General features: G+C 63.7%; 15 protein-coding genes and 1 tRNA gene. 6 read left to right on the top strand and 10 right to left on the bottom strand.

Going from position 1 to position 17,516, the window contains the following annotated elements; genetic code table 11:
- The first annotated feature begins 96 nt into the window (after positions 1 to 96).
- Positions 97 to 1,104, top strand: a complete 1,008-nt coding sequence (locus ABD654_RS12140; protein WP_344705165.1) for a complex I subunit 4 family protein — start codon at positions 97 to 99, stop codon at positions 1,102 to 1,104.
- The gene (locus tag ABD654_RS12135; protein WP_344705149.1) at positions 1,104 to 2,495 is read left to right on the top strand and encodes an NADH-quinone oxidoreductase subunit N; all 1,392 of its coding nucleotides are present in this window, start codon (positions 1,104 to 1,106) and stop codon (positions 2,493 to 2,495) included. The genes ABD654_RS12140 and ABD654_RS12135 overlap by 1 nt, the downstream gene beginning before the upstream one ends.
- Here ABD654_RS12135 and ABD654_RS12130 read toward each other — a convergent pair.
- The 7 genes from ABD654_RS12130 to ABD654_RS12100 all read right to left on the bottom strand — a co-directional run bounded on the left by ABD654_RS12130 (position 2,492) and on the right by ABD654_RS12100 (position 8,364).
- Positions 2,492 to 2,827 (bottom strand): cation transporter, encoded by a 336-nt coding sequence (locus tag ABD654_RS12130; RefSeq protein WP_344705148.1) that lies wholly within the window; start codon positions 2,825 to 2,827, stop codon positions 2,492 to 2,494. The two genes, ABD654_RS12135 and ABD654_RS12130, sit on opposite strands and share 4 nt — an antisense overlap.
- 39 nt (positions 2,828 to 2,866) lie before the next feature.
- Positions 2,867 to 3,109 (bottom strand): SHOCT domain-containing protein, encoded by a 243-nt coding sequence (locus ABD654_RS12125; RefSeq protein WP_344705147.1) that lies wholly within the window; start codon positions 3,107 to 3,109, stop codon positions 2,867 to 2,869.
- Between the two features lie 442 nt (positions 3,110 to 3,551).
- Positions 3,552 to 4,736 (bottom strand): PDDEXK-like family protein, encoded by a 1,185-nt coding sequence (locus ABD654_RS12120; RefSeq protein ID WP_344705146.1) that lies wholly within the window; start codon positions 4,734 to 4,736, stop codon positions 3,552 to 3,554.
- 13 nt (positions 4,737 to 4,749) lie between these two features.
- Positions 4,750 to 5,760 carry a helix-turn-helix transcriptional regulator gene (locus tag ABD654_RS12115; RefSeq protein WP_344705145.1) on the bottom strand — a complete coding sequence of 337 codons (1,011 nt, stop codon included), beginning with the start codon at positions 5,758 to 5,760 and terminating at the stop codon, positions 4,750 to 4,752.
- Between the two features lie 77 nt (positions 5,761 to 5,837).
- Positions 5,838 to 6,347, bottom strand: a complete 510-nt coding sequence (locus tag ABD654_RS12110; protein ID WP_344705143.1) for an opioid growth factor receptor-related protein — start codon at positions 6,345 to 6,347, stop codon at positions 5,838 to 5,840.
- 39 nt (positions 6,348 to 6,386) lie between these two features.
- Entirely contained in the window at positions 6,387 to 7,616 is a 1,230-nt protein-coding gene (locus tag ABD654_RS12105) for a PcfJ domain-containing protein (protein ID WP_344705142.1), read from the bottom strand.
- 103 nt (positions 7,617 to 7,719) lie between these two features.
- Positions 7,720 to 8,364, bottom strand: coding sequence for a DUF2201 family putative metallopeptidase (locus tag ABD654_RS12100; protein WP_344705141.1), 645 nt, complete (start codon positions 8,362 to 8,364; stop codon positions 7,720 to 7,722).
- Positions 8,365 to 8,734: 370 nt separating this feature from the next.
- Here ABD654_RS12100 and ABD654_RS12095 point away from each other — a divergent pair, with 370 nt between their 5' ends.
- Positions 8,735 to 9,364, top strand: a complete 630-nt coding sequence (locus ABD654_RS12095; RefSeq protein ID WP_344705140.1) for a hypothetical protein — start codon at positions 8,735 to 8,737, stop codon at positions 9,362 to 9,364.
- Positions 9,365 to 9,368: 4 nt separating this feature from the next.
- Here the strand turns inward: ABD654_RS12095 and ABD654_RS12090 are convergent, their stop codons facing one another.
- Entirely contained in the window at positions 9,369 to 9,605 is a 237-nt protein-coding gene (locus tag ABD654_RS12090; RefSeq protein WP_344705139.1) for a hypothetical protein, read from the bottom strand.
- A 147-nt stretch (positions 9,606 to 9,752) separates the two neighbouring features.
- Between ABD654_RS12090 and ABD654_RS12085 the strand changes: the two genes are divergently transcribed.
- Genes ABD654_RS12085 through ABD654_RS12075 form a run of 3 tightly spaced genes read left to right on the top strand, consistent with a single transcriptional unit; the run spans position 9,753 to position 14,025 of the window.
- Complete coding sequence (locus ABD654_RS12085; protein ID WP_344705138.1) at positions 9,753 to 11,600, top strand: hypothetical protein; 1,848 nt, start codon at positions 9,753 to 9,755, stop codon at positions 11,598 to 11,600.
- Positions 11,601 to 11,639: 39 nt separating this feature from the next.
- Positions 11,640 to 12,833: an ATP-binding protein gene (locus ABD654_RS12080; protein WP_344705137.1), complete on the top strand. Its 1,194-nt coding sequence runs from the start codon at positions 11,640 to 11,642 to the stop codon at positions 12,831 to 12,833.
- Positions 12,826 to 14,025 carry a vWA domain-containing protein gene (locus tag ABD654_RS12075; protein ID WP_344705136.1) on the top strand — a complete coding sequence of 400 codons (1,200 nt, stop codon included), beginning with the start codon at positions 12,826 to 12,828 and terminating at the stop codon, positions 14,023 to 14,025. The genes ABD654_RS12080 and ABD654_RS12075 overlap by 8 nt, the downstream gene beginning before the upstream one ends.
- Positions 14,026 to 14,448: 423 nt before the next feature.
- Here ABD654_RS12075 and ABD654_RS12070 read toward each other — a convergent pair.
- Together ABD654_RS12070 and ABD654_RS12065 are read right to left on the bottom strand one after the other, a co-directional pair.
- A tRNA-Met gene (locus ABD654_RS12070) sits at positions 14,449 to 14,525 on the bottom strand.
- A gap of 38 nt (positions 14,526 to 14,563) precedes the next feature.
- Positions 14,564 to 17,386, bottom strand: coding sequence for a DUF349 domain-containing protein (locus ABD654_RS12065; RefSeq protein WP_344705135.1), 2,823 nt, complete (start codon positions 17,384 to 17,386; stop codon positions 14,564 to 14,566).
- Positions 17,387 to 17,516 lie beyond the last annotated feature (130 nt).

Below are 17,516 nucleotides of genomic sequence, written 5' to 3'. Positions count from 1 at the left end.
GGGCCTGGCGGCGCACACGGCGCTGGAGCAACTGTTTGCCGGTGAGGTGCCTGCCTTCATGCGAGAGGACGAGCTGGATCAGGCAGCATGAGCTAAATAGTTACCTTCCTGTTTACCTTTGCCGGCTCGCTGGCGCTGCTGCTGGGGATTATCGGCCTGTATCTCTCGCTGGAGACGCCCAGCTTTGATATGCGCCTGATTATCCAGCAGCAGCCGCTGGCCGGCGGCGGGCTCTATGCGGGGCTTGTGTTTTTTGGCCTGATGCTGGGGCTTGCGATAAAGACGCCGCTGGTACCGCTGCATACCTGGCTGCCCCAGGCCCACGTGGACGCACCGGGGCCGGCCTCGGCGATTCTGGCCGGCGTGCTGCTGAAGATGGGCACCTACGGCATGATTCGCCTGCCGCTGGCGATGCTGCCGGAGACGTTTGCCCGCCATGCGTTAGTCGTCGGGGCGATCGCGCTGGTGGCGATTATTTACGGGGCGCTGGTGGCGCTGGGTCAGGGGAATCTCAAGCGGCGTATTGCCTATACCTCCATCAACCACATGGGCTATACGGTGCTGGGCATCGCCATTGCCGCTAGCGTCAGCGATAACCTGGCGGCCAGGCAGCTGGCGCTTACCGGGGCGACGGTGGAAATGGTCGCCCACGGGCTGATTACCGGCGCGCTGTTTCTGATCTGCGGCAGCTTCTGGTACCGCACCGGCAGCTACGACCTGAACGGTTACGGCGGCCTGGCGTCCAGAGCGCCCAGGCTTGCCGGGCTGACCGTACTGCTGGCGTTTGCCAGCCTGGGCATGCCGGGGCTGGCGGGCTTTGTCGCGGAGTTTCAGATTTTTGCCGGCACCTTTGCCGTCTACCCGTGGCTTGCGGTGCTGGCGGTGGTGGGGATTCTGGTCACCGCCGCGCTGTTTCTGGATATGCTGCGCCGGCTGTTTTTCGGCAAGCTGCCGGATGCGTTAATCGAGTTCAAGGACCTCAACCGCGCGGAGCTTACGGTGCTCAGCGTGCTGGGCCTGGGAGTGGTGATTGTCGGGGTGTATCCCGGTTTTCTCCTGCAGGTGATCGATAACGCCGGCGTGCTGCTGATCGGAGGTCGCTGATGCCCCTGGGTCATTTGCTCCCCGAAATCACGCTGCTGCTGGGCGCAGTGGCGATTGTGCTGCTGGCCGCGTTTGTTCCGCGTAAGCGTCAGGCGTGGGCCGCCGCGGTGGCGCTTATCACGCTGCTGGCGGCGGGTGCCGGGACATTCGCCCAGTGGCAGGCGCCTGCGGGGCCGGTGTTTTCCGGCGTCTGGGTCATAGATGACATGGCCGTTGCCGCCAAGCTGTTGATGCTTCTCAGCGCCGCGGTGGCGGTCGCGCTGTCCCCGGACTGGATGCGCAGCGATCCGCGCCACGGCGAGTATTACGCGCTGTGCCTGTTTTCGCTGCTGGGCGCGATCATGATGGCGTCCGCCCACGACGCCATGGAGCTGGTGGTCGGGGTGCTGCTGTCTTCCGCCGCCGGCTATCCGCTGGCGGCCTACCATCGCGGCTTCACCCCGGCGCTGGAAGCGGCGATGAAGTACTTTCTTATCGGCGCGCTGGCCAATGCGCTACTGACCATTGGCGTGGTGATTGTATTCGGCCTGGTGGGCGATACCGACTACGCCCGGGCCGCCGAGGTCTTTCACGCCGGCACCGACACCCTCGCGCTCAGCATTGCGGTGGTCTGCATCATCACGGGGTTAACCTACAAGCTCGGGGCGGCCCCGGCCCACGCCTGGATGCCCGATGTGGCCCAGGCGGCCCCGGCGCCGGTGGCGGCGTTTTTGACCGTGATTCCCAAGATCGGCGCGGCGGTGGCGCTGGCCCGCTTTGTCACGCTGTTGCCTGACACCCTGATGTGGCCCGGGGTGATTGCGCTGATTTCCGTCGCTACCATGACGCTGGGTAACCTGGCAGCCCTTGCCCAGACGGACGTAAGGCGGCTTTTGGGCTGGTCGAGCGTGTCCCAGTCCGGCTATATGCTGATGGCCATTGTGGTGATTCAAAGCGGCGTGGGGGGCCAGGCGGCCTTGCTGGCGTTCCTCGCGGCCTATGCGCTGGCCAACCTGCTGGCGTTTGCCGTGGTCACCTACCTGCGGGGGCGCACGGCCATCGAGGACTACCACGGCCTGGCCTACCGTCGGCCGCTGGTCACCGCCGCGCTGGCGGTGGCGCTGCTGTCGCTGGTGGGCATTCCGCCGCTGGTGGGCTTTTTCGGCAAGTTTTTGCTGTTCGAGGTGACCATCGCGGCGGGGTATACCTGGCTTGCCGCAGCGGCGGCCCTGAACACGCTGGTGTCTTTGTACTACTACCTGCGCGTGATCGCCGTGACCGTGTTCAAGGAGCCCCGGGGCGAGGTGCACGTGCTGGGCCGCGGGTCCGGGGCGGTGCTTTATCTCACCCTGGCGGTTTTGCTCGGGGCAAGCCTGGGCTTTGAGTGGGTGCTGGGAGTGCTGTCACCCTAATGGCAGCTCCAGGGCTCCGTGGCGGCGTTGTCCTTGATGTTTTGATCCACAAAGCGGTAGTGGTTTGCCCGGGTGCGGTTCCACCACCCGCGGCTGACGTGCATGTCGTGCTTGGCAAGTATTTCCTCGACGCGCTCAATACCGATGCGCGAGGCATCGTAGGCCAGGCGCAGCGTTTGTCGGCGGCGGTTAAACGACACGCCGTCCAGGCCGTATAGCCGGTCGATGTCTGCGATGGCCTTTTGCACGTCGGGAAAACGACCGGGCGTGAGCCGTAGCTTCCGCGTGACCAGCGTTGCCTCGTTGACGCCGAGACGGTGTTTGCGAGACATGAGTGCCTCCTGTCGTTTTGTGCCGGTAGTGTCTGGCCGTCACGATTCGAGATCGCGGCGGCGCGCCTCGTACTCCTGCCTGTCGATTTCACCCCGGGCATAGCGCTGCTCCAGCAGCTCAAGGGCAGAGGACGATGGCCGGGAAGCCGTATGGCGGCGGCGTGACGTCAGCCCGCGCACAAGAAAAATCACCAGCGTAATAACACCGCCCCAGAACAGCACCATCATGGCGCCGCCCAGGAGCATGTGCCCCCAGCTATGGCCTCCCATATGCGTCATCATGTTGCCCCACATGGCGTTACCTCCTCGATATCGGCTGTATGGCGATGGATTCCGGCTCAAGGGTAAAATCCATGGGCGGCCCACGGGTCAAGGTGAAATGGGGCTGAACATGAAGGCGGGAGGTGCTACGCAAAATGACGCCGTTAAAGGTGTCACAGAATGATAAACGATTTTTACGGCATTTTTTGACCTTGAGGCAGCGAGCGCTGTGTCGTCATTGGCATGACGCGCCATTTCACGGCGCTGGTCACAGGCCATCGTTGCGCGCGCCGCCAGGGGCATGTGGTTTAACGCAATCGTGAAGCTATCGTCGACGCGTTTGGTAAAATTGGCCGATTCCCTGCGCTTTGTGGCTCAGCCTCGTGGACGGGGGAATCGGGCACGCGACTGCAGAGCTGAGAGGGAAGTCATACAAGGCTGGCCGTTAGCAACGCTGTCGATATCAAAGTGGTCGGCAAATGTTCCACAGCTGGGCTGACTCATCCGCCATGGTGGCGATCAGTGCGTCAAAGCGTTCGGGGTCCGATAAAACGGCCAGCATGTCGGCGTTGGGTGTCCGAAACGTCATGGGCTGTTGGCCATAGCGGTAGCTGGGCCAGTAGACATTGCGGCTGCCGGCATGGCCATGCTCGTCCAGCTGCTTGCAAATGGCATGATAGCTTTTGGGGTCGCTGTCCTTGCAGCAGTAGACGCCCCAGTAAATCGCGTCCTCTATCTCGATACCGATGCACGCTTCCTCGCCGTAGCCCGGTATGCGGTAGTAAAGGCCGAAGTATTTGCTGTCGCGGCGTCTTTCGGCGTAGTCGCGGCAATAACCGTCCAGCGCTGTATTTTTCCAGGAATCTGCGTGAAGCTGCTCGGCCATGGCCGGATGCTGCTGCTCAATCCGTGTTTTCAGGTGCCGCCAGAGTCGGGCATGCAGGTTGACCAACGCTTCATCGTAAGCCAGGCGAATATCGTGGGCGCTTTGAAGGTTATCGCCCTGAAGCAGCGTCTCTGTCAGGGCCGTCAGGTGATCGTTGTTCATGTCGTGTCCGGTTAGTTGCAAAATGAGCTGGCAATACTGAGCGAGGCTTTCGCGCAGCGGCGGATCAAGGGCGGCACGGCCCAGTAGATTGTTCAGCCAGGGAACCATGTCGGCGTAGTAGCCAAGCGCGGTGTAGCTTGCGTAGGAACGCTCACGAAGATCGCCAAGGCTATTTGCGCTGGGATCGCCGCCGTCAAGGCTCAAGTAGCAGGCGTGAATTTCCTGGTAGCCGCTTGTTTGTAGCTGCTGGTGGTAGCGCACCAGCTGTTCGGGCTGGTCGCCAGCGTTGATTTTATTTTCGATGAAGAGTGCCTGGCGGCGGGTGTTGGTCACCAGAATATCGATGTTCCAGCGCTCGCATTCCACCCTGACTCCTTCCAGCGAAAAGTCGCTGATACCGCAGTGGCTGAGCAGCTCCTGCAATGGGGCATGGCCCAAATCATGCGCCTGTGGATCAAGCATGGCGGCGATAAAGCGCGAGTGCAGGCGAACTTCATCGCTTGCGCCTCGCAGTGTGGTAAACAGATTGAAATCCGGCCGGCGTGCATAGCGCTGGCGTAGAAGAGACGCCAGGTGCAGCAAAGTGGTGTGAGATGACACGGAGCTTTCCTTGTTAATCGGCATACTGTGCCAGCACCTGCTCGGCGGTGGCTTTCAGCTGTTCGCGCCAGGCAGCGGGTTCGAGCACCTTGACGTTGGCCCCCATACCCATCAGCCACCATAGAGTCTGCTGGTCGTCGGGCACGCGGGCGGTCAGCCGCTGCCAGTCGGTGTTGGGCAGTGGCTTGATGCTTTGCTCTTCGGCCAGCGGCGTTTCCTGCAGCAGCCAGGCGACCGGCCGGGCAATATCGGCCTGAAGGATGACCTCTTGCTCCCCTTGCCGGTAGCCAAATGCGCCGCCTTGAATATAGCCGTCAATATCAAACTGCGGCTGGGCGTTCCACGACGTGTCGCTCAGGGCCGCGTGCTTGATGCGGTGCAGGGCAAACTGACGGATATCCGCGTAGTCGTTCACCGTGGCCAGCAGGTAGGTCACGCTGTGGCGGCTGACCAGCCCTTGCGGGTGCAGGGTGAGCGCCTTTTGGCTTTCGCTTGAGCGCGAGAGGTAGGTGACGTCGATGGCCTTTTGCGTCAGCAGCGCCTCGGTCACGATTTGCCAGACGGCCTCGTCAAGCTCCGCCGGGATCAGCGCCTTGCCGTTGGGAATGGCGCGTACCTTCTGTGCCCAGCGGCTCAGCCCGTTGGACGGCAGCTCATCCAGAAGCCGCCGGGCATCGGTAAACTGTGGAGCCAGCTGGCCGATCACCACCGGCGGCAGCAATCCCTTGAGGTATTCTTCCGCCAATACCAGCGTCAGTGCGCTGGGCACGTCCAGCGCCGGCAGGTGGCACTGAAACTCCCGGTCAAAGTACCAGCGGTAGGGCTTTTGGCTGTCGTCGCAGGTCAGTGGAAAATGCATTGACAGGCGATCGCGCAGGTCGCGCTGCAGCGAACGAGTGTCGATGTTGAAACCGCGCTCGGCCAGCTTTTCCTTCAGCACCGGCGTCGACGCCCGCCCCGGGTAGCGAGGAATCAGCTGCAGCAGTGTCAGGTAACGAAACAGGGTATCGCGAAGGTCTGACATGAAAGTCCCGGTATGCGTCAAAAAAGTGGGCCGCAGTATATCCCGCGATGCAATGCGCATCGACTGCCTGCCGGCGTTTAACGGTTGGCCTGACGCCAGTAGGCCAGCGACTGTTCGGAGACGACGCCCTGCGTGGTGCCCAGCCTGATAACTGCTTGTTGAAAGGAAGCAGCCAGCTCGGGCTGGTGGCACAGGTGCAGGCTGCGGATGATGCGTGAAATCCGCAGATGGTTGTGGCCGCCGCGCTTGAGCCAGATATGTTCTCGCATATTGAGCTCTGACCGTGCGTCGATGTGCTGCTCTCGGCGATAAAGCCCGAAAAAGGCCAGCATGACATCCAGTGAGCGTCGCTGGCGCTCGCGCAGCGTTGGGTCTTCGGCGAAGGCGCGGCGGTCGGCGGCGCTTAACAGCGGGGCGAACGTATTGAAGCGGCTGGCCTCGGGCAGCGGAAAAAGCCACTGCACGTAGTCGTGGGTGTGTTCCAGCCAGAACGGCGAAAGCGCCCAGATATCCTGGATCATGCGGCCCTGGTGATCGCCGGTCTCGCCGCGGTAAAAGGCGGTGACAGAAGAAAGTGCGTGTCCCATGCGGGCTCCTGCTCAGTGTGTGGAAAGCATTGGCCGGCGTTATGCTCGAGCAAGCCAGGCTTGAAGCTTAGCCATGGCAGCAGGTGAGGGGCTTGCGTTAGCCGTGCCGCTGGCTTCGCTGAGCGCCCAGCCGCTGCCCTGGGGGCGTAGCGCCACGGTGACCGGCTCAGGGGCGCGCAGATGATAAATCGCCACCTGTTCCGCGGCCACGGCAGCGTGATAGGCCCCCACACAGTGCTGCATGGTTTGGCCTTCCTGCAGCAGTTCGTGCCAGCTGCGGATGGGGGTAATGTCCTCACTGCCTGCCAGCGGCGGAGCCGGGTAATGGCCGTATTGCTGCAGCAGCGTAATAGGGTGTGGCGCTTGCGCCATACCGCGGTGGGGCCTGTTAAAGCGGGCGACCAGCCGGTTGTGAAGACGATTCAGCGCGGCCAGCGAATCAATGCGCCGGGGCCTCGGGTCGTTCGGGCCGAGCATTCGCTCCACGTCGTGAAGGGTCTGCGTCAGCCGTGTGGTGCTGCCCGCGGGCGGACGCTGGCCGTCAGCGTGATAGGCCAGCAGCTCATCCAGCATGGCAGGCAGGCCCGGCCAGCGAGCGACGTCGAGATCGGCCAGAAACAGCAGGTGGTCAACGCGCAGGGAGGGATAGTGGCGCAGCGCGGCCAGTTTGCCGTTATGGCTTAAGGTGCGTTGTATAGCCGGCAGCTCGCCGCGGGTCAACGGGCGCAGCCGGCAGCGTCTGACAAGCCGGGCGCAGGATTTGGTGCCACGAAGCCCGGCCGTGCGGCACAGATCGGGCTGCTTTTGCGCCAACTGCTGCGCCATCCTCTCCGGCGTCCAGCCTTCCCGGGTGCCGAGTTCGACCAGCAAAATCAGCAGCAGCGGCGAGCTTTCCGCCAGTTCCCGCGCGGCGCCAAGCCGGCCGCACGCCTGAGCCAGCTCGATGCCCAAAAAAGGCGCCCAGTCCATCACGGCGCGCACGGCGGCCGGTACGCCGGCCAGCAGCTCATCGCCCTGCAGCGTCTGTAGCATCTCCCACGCTATGCCGGGCGAAGACAAAAAGTCACCCCGGGCCAGCGGTTCGCCGTCGTGCAGGCTGTGCCAGGCAAAAGGCGTTTTTGAGCGCCAGGCGGCGACGTGCAGCGTGAGCGGGTAGCCCACGGCCCGGGAAACATCCAGCGTTTGCATGCGCGGCGTTTGCCGCTGGCGCTTGGGAACCGTGCGCCGCTGAGTCAGCCATGCCGGGACCAGCCTTGTTATCGTCAGCATTGTGGTTGTCGGCCTCGCCCCGTTCCCCGTGGAGTTAACAGCGTCGCGCGCTGCGGCACCCCTTAGGCTATCACCGAGGTGCGGCATTGTGTGTCGCATTTTGCTAGCGCGACGCGCAAAAGCCAGCCACTGCAGATGGCAGGGTGGCTGTTTCCCGAGCAAGCAAGTGCGCTCGGCGCTGCCACAGGGTCGCCAGTGCCGGCGAGGTATGTTGGGCAGTTTGATAAGCCCACAGCGCTGCTGGATGTATATCTTGAGCAATCTCGGTGTGCGGCGCCGGATGATTGGCCAGCCAGTGATAGACCTGGTAGGCGCTTTGGCCATAGCAGATGGGAAACAGCACTGCGCTTAACGGCAGTTCAACGTCAAGCGCCAGCAGCAGGGCGTTGATCTCATGATCGCAGGCCAGGTGCCAGCAGTGGGGACTATTCACCAGCGGCGCGGTTAGGTGCCCGGCCAGGCAGTGCCAAAGCAGATGCATCTGCAGAAATTGACGCGCTTTGTCGGTTAGCGTGGCGCTATGGGCAGGGCAAAAGAACAGACGGCGTCCGTCTGTGCTTGCGGTAAAGTTCTGAATGCCTTCCAGCGGCGTAAGCGTCAGGCACTCGGCAAGCTTTGTTATGACTGGAAAACACTCGTGCCAATGCGTGCGATCCTCGCGCCATTTGGATAGTTCCTGTTGGGCCCGTTCCGATAGAGATGATTCAGCAGTAGAGGACTTTTGCGGCGAAGAAACGATATGAGCCATAGAACGGCAGCCTCCAGAAGTGTGGATGGCTACATTATGCGGGGCTGATGCGACACAGCATGTCGTAAGGCGAGGCGGGTGCTTGGCTGGCGTAGCGATCTTTGCACTGAATATTCCAGATTCAGGGTGGCAGTCACAACCCGTAGGAAATCGCACGGACCTTTTGTGCCCAGCAGCTCAGCCCATTACTGGCAAGCTCATCCAACAGCCGCCGCGCATCGGCAAAATGCGGTGGCGACTATCGATCGCCACATGCACAAGAACAAGTTTGGGGCGATGATTCGAGGGCGTGTGTGTAAGATGTAACGAATGCATAGTAATGAGCAAGTTACACTCAGCGCCTATGCTCGCCCACTCTAAGGATAACAAGATGAAGTCATCACCCAACAATCGAATAAACGCCATTATTGATGCTCTGCTGGCAGCTCATGACGATGCGCAAAACCTGTCGCTTTCTTCTCTGAATCGTATGCCCGAATTTTTTATGGCCGTTCGGGTGGCCGATTATTTTGCCGAGCACTTCATCAATTTTGGTTACCGCCTTGAGTCATCGGTAAAGCGCACTCTGGAAGCTTCCGAAATGCGCGCTGATGATATTGAGGAGCTGCTGCAAGATCCCGACTTGCGTTCTGACGGGCGTTTTGACCTGGTGCTTCATACCGGCAAAAAAGGGAGAACGGCGCATATTATTGAATTCAAGCGCGGCGATGCCATGCGCGGCTTGATCACCGATATCAGGCGTTTGGCCAAGGTCTCGGCTCAGGCCGAGCGTCATAGCCTCAAGACCAACTACCTGGTGTTAACGCGCCGCTGCCCAGCCGAAAAAGATACGACAGACCGCTTGCTTGAGCGCCTGAACACTGCGCTTGAGGCGGACGGTTTGGGGGATACGGATATCAACCTGGTTTACTCGCAGCCGCTGGGGCCATCACTCGATAGTAACCATGAACTCGTAGCCGGCCGTGCCTTTCAAATTGTCGTCCTTGAAATCAAGGGATAAGCGGTCAAAAGCTAATTTGCATTAGCCCATGCCAATACGCCACCGACTCGGCCGATACGCAGCCGTAACGGGTGCCCAGCCTTATTACCGCCTGTTGTAGCGCCGTTGCTAACGTCGGCTGAGTGATCGCGTTGTCTTCCCCGCGAGTCAGGCCCAAAAACTCAAGCATGACGTTAACCGAGCGACGCTGGCTGCCTTGCCCCTGGTAAAAGGGGATGAGTCGAGCGTTTTCGTTGCGCATTCAGCGGGCCTTTATTGTTGCTTTTACCTGTCGTGCTACCCCTCTATGCGACGCATTATGTCGCACGCGTTCGATACACTGACTGGGTAAGCGCTTGAGGCAACCCAAGTGGAAAGGGTATCAGTAACGGGAGGCGGTATAGACACTTTGACTCTGGACAGCAGCGGTGGGGCAGCACTGGTTGGCGCGGTCGGCAATGCCGACGGCGGGCGACGGCTGATGCTTGATAATCCGCATCTGCGGGCGCTGGACATACACGGTGACCGGCAGCTGGAGGCGATTGACCTCAGCGGCTGCTCTGCCGATGCTTGCCTGCATTTGCAGCTCAGCGAGCTGCCGTTACTGCGCCGCGTCTACCTGCCGGCCGGGGGCGAAGGCGCTGTGGTGCATCTGTTTGCGTTAACGCTGCCGCCGACGCTTGTGATTCACGGCGCCGTGACCGAGATTGACGCCGATTGGCAGGCCGGCACGTTCAGCGTGCGTGCCGGCAAAGACGCTGGCGTTTGGCGCGGCGTGCGGCTGCTGGGGCAGGACGCGCTGCCTGATGATCTGGCGCCCGGCGCGGAGGCTGAAGGTGACTTGGCCGTCGTTATGAACCCGGCCGTGCTGCCCGGTGGGCTGACGCTTTCAGGTCAAACGGAGTGGCTGATCGCCCATGCCGAGCGAGTGACGCAGTGCACGGTGGAAGGCTCCCCTCGGGTGCGGCTGGACAACGCCACCCGGCTGGAAGCGCTGGTGCTGAATGGCCACGGTACGGTAGAGGTGCGCCGCGCCGGAATGCTGGCACAGGCCGGGGCGGTTCCCGCCGAGACGGCGCAAGCGGCAGAAGACGAACATGAAAATGCCGGCGGCCGGCTGGTACTGCATGGCAACACGCCGGTGCTTGCGCTTGCCGGACGCTGGGGCAGCGTGCAGCTGCATGCGCCGGCACTTGCGCGATTGACGCTTGAGCAGGCACAGCGGCTGTCGCTGTATCACTGCCGCGATCTTGAAGAGGTGTCGCTGCCGGATGATCAGGAGGTGGACTGCTACGGCAGCGTGCCGGCGCCGCTGCTGGACCGCGCGCGCTTTGTCATCGACGAGGCCACGCTCAGCCAAACCCTGACCCGTGTGGAAGACGGCGAAGAGGATCTGCTGGAGGGGCTGCTGGAAGTCATGGCCCGCAGCGAAACGCCCCACGCGGTGTTTCACAGCTTAACCTCGCTGCGTCGGCTGGCCGAAAAGGGCGTTGACCCGGCGCGCCTCTGGGAGTGCCGCCGCACCCTGAGCGCCCGCCAGTGCCGCAGCTCGCGCAAGCGTCGCCAGCCGGCGCTGTCATTAGCGCACTACCAGCACGCCGATGCCCGTTGGCACTGGAAACTCCCCGACGACCGGCAGGATGAAGGCCAGCGTGACGATCTGCAGCTGTGGGCGCTATGCGTGCCCCACAGCGAGGATGCCCGCCGCTACGGCGTCACCCTGCGCAAAGCGGTGTACGCCAAAAAGGGCTATTTGGATCAGGAGAAACTGGTGCAGGTGCTGCGCCTGGCCACCGCTGAAGCGGCGCGACCGGCGATTGCCGGGCTGGCGCTTGAGATACTGACAAAGCTATACGGCAAGGACACTTGGCCGGAGGTCAATCTGAAGCGTGAGCATGACGGCATCGCCGGCTATCTGCCGCGGCTGCTGAACGTGCCGGATATCAGCGCGGCCCAGCGTCAGGCCGTGCTTTGCGCCACGCTGGAAATGACCACAGGTGAGGATTTGGCCCAGCGCGCCGGGCAGCTGCTGCGCCTGGCACCGGGGCAAACCCGTGCGCTGCTGATGACGCTTTCCCGTCAGCCGGACGCGTGGCTACAGCGCTACCTGACGGAAGAAGATGGGGAGCTGGTGCTGCCCCTGTTCTTCTCTCGGCGGGTGAACCCGGAGACGGTCAAACGAATTCAGGGAGTCCGCCAGACGCTGGTGCAGCTGGCGCTGATGCCGCCGCCCGCGGAACACGCCTCCCACGCTTGAGCCAACCGCTAACCGCAATGCCTGTCAGGAGAACTGCCCATGTACGCCACGCCGGATAACGCCCAGACGCTTTTGACCCACCAGCTGCGCCAGCTTCACGAACATCCCGAGCTTGCCGCCGAACTGCCGCCGGTGATGCTCTGGGGCGCGCCCGGGGTGGGCAAGAGCGCGATTGTGCGGGAGGTCGCCGAGGGCGAAGGCGTCGGCTTTATCGACATTCGCTTGGCCCAGCGTGAGCCGGTGGATCTGCGCGGCCTGCCGGTGCCGGACCGCGAGCGCGGCGTGGTGGACTGGCTGCTGGCCGGCGAATGGCCCCGGGACCCAAAGAGCCGCGGCATACTGCTGTTTGACGAGCTGACCGCCGCCGATCGCAGCCTGCAGGTGGCCGCCTACGAGCTGATTCTGGATCGCCGGCTGGGAGATCTGTACCGCCTGCCGCCGGGCTGGCTGGTGGTGGCGGCGGGCAACCGCCAGACCGACCGCGCCGTGGCGCAGACGTTTTCCAGCGCGCTGGCCAACCGCTTTTGCCATCTTAACCTGGCGCCGGATCTGGACGTATGGGTGCGCTGGGCACGCGGCCAGGGGCTGCACCCGGACGTGATTGCCTTTTTGCGCTTTCGCCCCGAGTGCTTTTTCGACATGGAAGGCGCGGTCGAACAGGGCTGGCCCAGCCCGCGCAGCTGGGCGCGGGTGGCCCAGTCGCTGACTTACGGCTCGCAGCTGCCCGACGAGGTACAGGCGCTTACCGTTCACGGGCTGGTCGGCGAGGGCGCCGGCACCGAGTTTCTGGCGTTTCGCCAGTGGGCGCAAAAGCTGCCGGATATTCCGGCCATGCTCGCAGGTCAGGCGCCCATTGTTATCCCCGAGCGCGCCGACCAGCGCTACGCCTTCTGCGCGGGGCTGGCCCATACGCTATGGCAAGGCGTGGATGACGTGGTAACGGACAGTGCCGCGACGCAAAAGCGGCTGGGGCGCTTTTTTGCCATCAGCCGCGAGCTTACCGCCGACTTTGCCACGCTCTGCCTGCTGGATGCGCTGCAGGGGCCGGACGAAGCCGCCACCCAGCGGCGGACGCTGGCGCTTTTGAGCCACCCGGACTTTACCGCCTGGAGCGAGCAGCACGGCGAGGTGTTCTATCAGCACTTCAGCGCCCGGATGGGGGCCGTCGGCGAGGACGCCACGTCGCCCGAGCATCAAGAAGCACAGGCGCAGGAGGACGGGCTGAATGGCTAAGCGCGCGCCCAACGCCGACGAGCAGCAGCTAAAGTGCCGCGTGCAGCAGACCTGCGAAAAGGATCGCGCCTGGCTGATGACGCGCCAGCCGTTTACCGCGCGGCTGATGATGCAGCTGAACCTGATCGCGGTGGTCGACGACCGCCTGCCCACTGCGGGCACCGACGGCGAGGCGGTATTCGTCAACGCCGCGTTTATGGCCGCGCGCAGCGACGCCGACCGGCGCTTTGTGCTGGCGCACGAAGTCTGGCACTGCGCGCTGGGGCATCACCGGCGCGAGCTTGGCCGCGAGGCCGAGCGCTGGAACCACGCCTGCGACTACGAAATCAACGCGCTGCTTAGCAGCCTGCTGGGCCACTGCCCGGACGATGCGCTGTATCACGCCGGCTTTGCTGGCCAATCCGCCGAGCAGATCTATGCGCGGCTGAGCACAGGCTCGCGGCCGCTCCGCGGTCAAACGCTGGACGTGCACGATGTTGGCGGGTTGCTGGGCAACGAGGGCGAGGTCAACGACCCCGATTTTACCCCGCGCCCGGTGAGTGCTGATAACGCTCGGCGCTGGCAGCAGCGGCTGGTGGCCACCGCCCAGCAGGTAGAGCGCCAGGACGGAAAAGGCAGCCTGCCGGCCCATATTCGCACCCTGGTGGAGGGCCTGCGCCGGCCGGAAGTGCCCTGGCAGCAGGTGCTGGCCGCGTTTATACAAAATACGCTGGGCGGCAATCGCCGGTGGCTACCGCCGTCGCGCCGGCACGTATACCAGGGCCTGTACCTGCCCAGCCTGCGCAGCCAAACGCTCTCGCTTGCGGTTGCGCTGGACACCAGCGGCAGCTGCCAGCGCGATTTGCCACACTTTTTAAGCGAGCTGGCGGGGATTCTAGGCGCCTGCGACCGCGTACAGCTTGACGTGCTGGAGTTCGACACTCGGGTGGCCCGGCGCACCACGCTGGATGAAAGCGAGCTGTACCGGCTGAACCAGTGGGAATGCCACGGCGGCGGCGGCAGCGATATCCGCCCGGTGTTTACCGCGCTGGAAGCCACGCCGCCGGACGTGCTGGTGGCCTTTACCGACGGCCATATAGACGTGCCGCAAAACGCCCCCGGCTATCCGGTGCTGTGGTGTTTGACCCAAACAGGGCAAAAGCCTACAGCATGGGGCGGTATGGTCGGCCTCGCTGAATCTTGCGTTGATTGATATGCCGGTATGCTAACTTAGGAATGCCCGAGATGGATCATCTGCAGCGCGACATCATGCAGTGCCCCTGCGTGGCTGTTTACGGCACGCTCCAGCGCGGCGATCCCAATGATCACAGACTTCACGGCGCTACATTGTGGGGCAGGATCAGCCTTACTGATATCGCCTTATGCGAGCTGTTTGTTCGCGGCAGCATAACCCTTGATAGAAAAAAGCCAGGGACAGTCGGCCGGTCTCCTCGCATGATGGTAGCCTGTGTCGACAAAAGGCATGTGCAGTAGCCAAACGCCATCCTGAACAGCATGTGACGCCTTTGCCAAGCAAAATGGGTATGGGCTGTCACACCGGTGTCACAGAAGAATTTAGACAGGCAGACAACAAAAAAGGCAGACCAGTAAGTTACTGATCTGCCTCTCGAAATATTGGTAGCGGGGACCGGATTTGAACCGATGACCTTCGGGTTATGAGCCCGACGAGCTACCAGACTGCTCCACCCCGCATCAACGTGGGGCGTATACTACCAATTTTTTCGCCAGTGTCAAACCTTTTTGTGGGCGCTGGCCGGCTCGTTGCCCTGCCCGCCGGAAATCTGGCGTACCAGCGCGTCAAGATCGCCCACGCTTGCGTTCCAGGTTGCCCGCGGCATGGGGCCCAGCGCGAGCAGCTCAGCGAGGATGTCGCGCAGTTCGTCGGCGGTGCTGCGCGTCTGGCCGAGGCCGCGCTTCAGCCGCTCTACCTGTATGGCCAGGCGCAGCGGCTCGTCGCTTTGGCGTACCTGGCCGGTGGCCAGCAGTGACAGGTGCACGCGCAGACGGGCGAGGCGCTGGCCGCTTTGGGTGGCCGCGTCGAGCGCGTCGGCCCGGCGGCGGCTGGCGTTACGCTGATGATGGGCATCAATGAACGGCGCCTGCAGCGGTGCGTCAAGGACTTGCTGTGCGTCCACGTCTGCGGCGGGTGCGCCGTCCAGCATGGCCTGATCGGCGTCCAGATGGGCGTTGAGCAGCGCAAGGCTTTGCTGCCAGTGCGATATCACGGTATCGGCTGCCAGCTGGTCAAGCCGCTCGCGCCGGGCGCGCACAATGCCGTTGAGGCGTTTGCGCATGCCTTGGCTGCGCCGGCCCCGGGGCAGAGGTTCAAGGCTTTCTGCCTGCTGCACAAAGTCGTCCAGCGTCGATGCGTCCGCGGCGCTTTGCGGCTGCCAGGCGTCCATGCGTTCAAGCAGTGCCTGCATGGCGTCAAGGCGTTGCTGCTGGCGTTCGGCGCGTTCGCTTTGCTGCGCCTCGCGCGCGGCAAAAAGGCGTTCGCTGGCTTGGCGAAAGGCGCGCCACAGGGCTTTTTCTTCGCCTTTGGGCGCGCGGCCCAGCCGGCGCCACTGCTGCTGTAGCTTTTTGGCCTGGGCGATGCGCCGGTCAAGCGGCTCGCGGCCTTGTTCCAGCGCCTGGGCCTGGGTAACCAGCGTTCGCTTCTGTGCGGCGATGTCCTGGGCGCGCTGATCAATCAAGGCCTGCAAGCGGTGGCGGGCGCGGCCAAAGCGGCGTCCTACGGCTTCGGCCTGCTGGCGAGGCACCGGCGAGTAGTGCTGCCATTGCTGGCGCGAACGGTCGCGAATCTGGCGCAGGGCGTCGGGGTCGGCATCGTCGGCGGGCTGTTCCAACAGCATTTCCAGCTGTTCGCACAGGGCTTCGCGGGCCGCCAGGTTGGCGCGGCGCAGCTGTTGACGGCTTTCGCGCCAGGGTGCCAGCCGCCGGTGAATGCGGTCCGAGGCGGTGCGAAAACGACGCGCAAGCTCCCGGGTGGCAGCGGCGTCTCCCAGCGCTTTCCATTCCTTGACCAGCTGGCGGTGGCGGCGGTCCAGCGCGGTGTCGCTAAGCTCGGTGTCTTCGGCCAGAGTTTCGATGCCGGCGCACAGCTGCTCACGCTTGGGGCCGGCAACAAAGCCGCGCCAGTCGCGCAGTTCGGCAAGCTGCGCGCCAAGGCGCTTAAAGCGTGCCTTGAGCGTGTGGGCGTCGGGGCTGTGCGGCTGGGAAAGCTGAGGTTTTAGCTGCTGGTGCAGGCGGCTGGCCGCGCGGAACTCGCCGCGTTCCAGGTGCTGCTCCAGCGTATCGAGCGCTTGGTGCAGGCCGTCCGGGTCCGGGGCGGTATCGGCCGGCGGCGCTTCCCGGCTTTGCAGCCGGCGTTGCGCCTGATCGAGCAAAGGCGGTAGCGCCAGCTCGTCGGGCCACCGGCAGGCCTCGATCTGCTCGGCGAGGGCGCGGGTGTCGGCGCTGGCAAGGGCGGCCTGCAGCGCCTCGGCGGCGTCAAGATAGCGCTGCCAGGCGGCAGTGTAGCGTTCGTAGCGCTGCATGGCCTGCGCGTAGCGCTGGCGGGTGGCCTCTTCAGGCGGGTGCGTATCGGAAAGCGCCTGCCACTGCTGGCCGGCCAGCTGGCGCCCGGCGCGCAGGCTGGCGATGTCCTGGGCGCTGGGGGCTCGGCCGGTGCCGAGCTCGGCCAGGCCGTTTTCAAACGTTTCGAGCAGCGTCTGGCGCTCGTCTTCCGCTGCCAGGCGGTGAAGGCGGTGGCGTTCACGGGCATGTTCGGCGGCGGTGTGATCGTGCAGCGTTTTTTCGCAGCGGGTGACGGCATGCTGGTAGCGCGCCTCAAGGTCGCTATCCGGCGGGTGGCCAAGGGCTTCCCACTCGTTTTGCAAATGGTGCAGGCGCGCCGGATAAGACGGCTCCCACACCGAACGGGCAAGACGCTCCAGCTGTTCCAGCAGGGTGTGGCGGCGCTGCTGTTGGCTGTGAACCCATTGAGCATCGGCTTTCAGGCGACTAAGGTGCTCGCGTGCCTGCCGGGCGACGTGCCGGTCACGGCGCGATTCTTTGCTCAGCCGCTTGAGTCCCGCCTCGCTGGTCACGCGCTGCGCTGCCCGGTGGCGCACAGCGGCGATGCGGTTGTGGCAGGCCTGCTCGATCAGGTCGTTTTCGTCGTCCAGGCGGGCCAGGGCCGCCAGGCGCAGATCAAGATTGTCCCCTTCAAAGGCGACGCGGCGCAGCAGCTCGGCATCGTCAAGCGTTGCGAGCAGGCGCTGGCGCACGGGCAGCGCGCTGTGGCCGTCGCGGCCGCTCAGCCGCGCGATCAGCGCCTCTCGCCAGCGGCTGTCCTGGGGCTGCTCGTTGAAGGCGTGCGCCAGCCCTGCCAGATCATCGAGCAGGCACAGGGCGGCGAGGCGAATATCGGCCTGGCGGTCCTGGGCCAGCGCCTGCAGCCCGCGGCGATCCTCGGGCCGGGCGGGGTCGAGCTGCTCAAGCGCCCGGCGGCGAACGTCGGCACGCGCGTGCTGCCAGCGGGGAGCGAACAGGCGACGTAACAGTCCTTGCATGTCTTATCCTGCATAAAAAGGGCCGAACGTGAAAAAAAAGGGCGATCGGCCGTTGGTGGTTGCAGTTGCCCACGCTGTCGCTTAGCTTTGGCAAAAGCATGGTCGGCGTTGCGGGGAGTGTTATCCTGCT

It is taken from the genome of Halomonas cibimaris (assembly GCF_039537045.1).
Classification (GTDB): Bacteria; Pseudomonadota; Gammaproteobacteria; order Pseudomonadales; family Halomonadaceae; genus Vreelandella; species Vreelandella cibimaris.
Note: the sequence above shows the minus strand (reverse complement) of the source record. Positions and strands in the feature narration are given on the sequence as shown.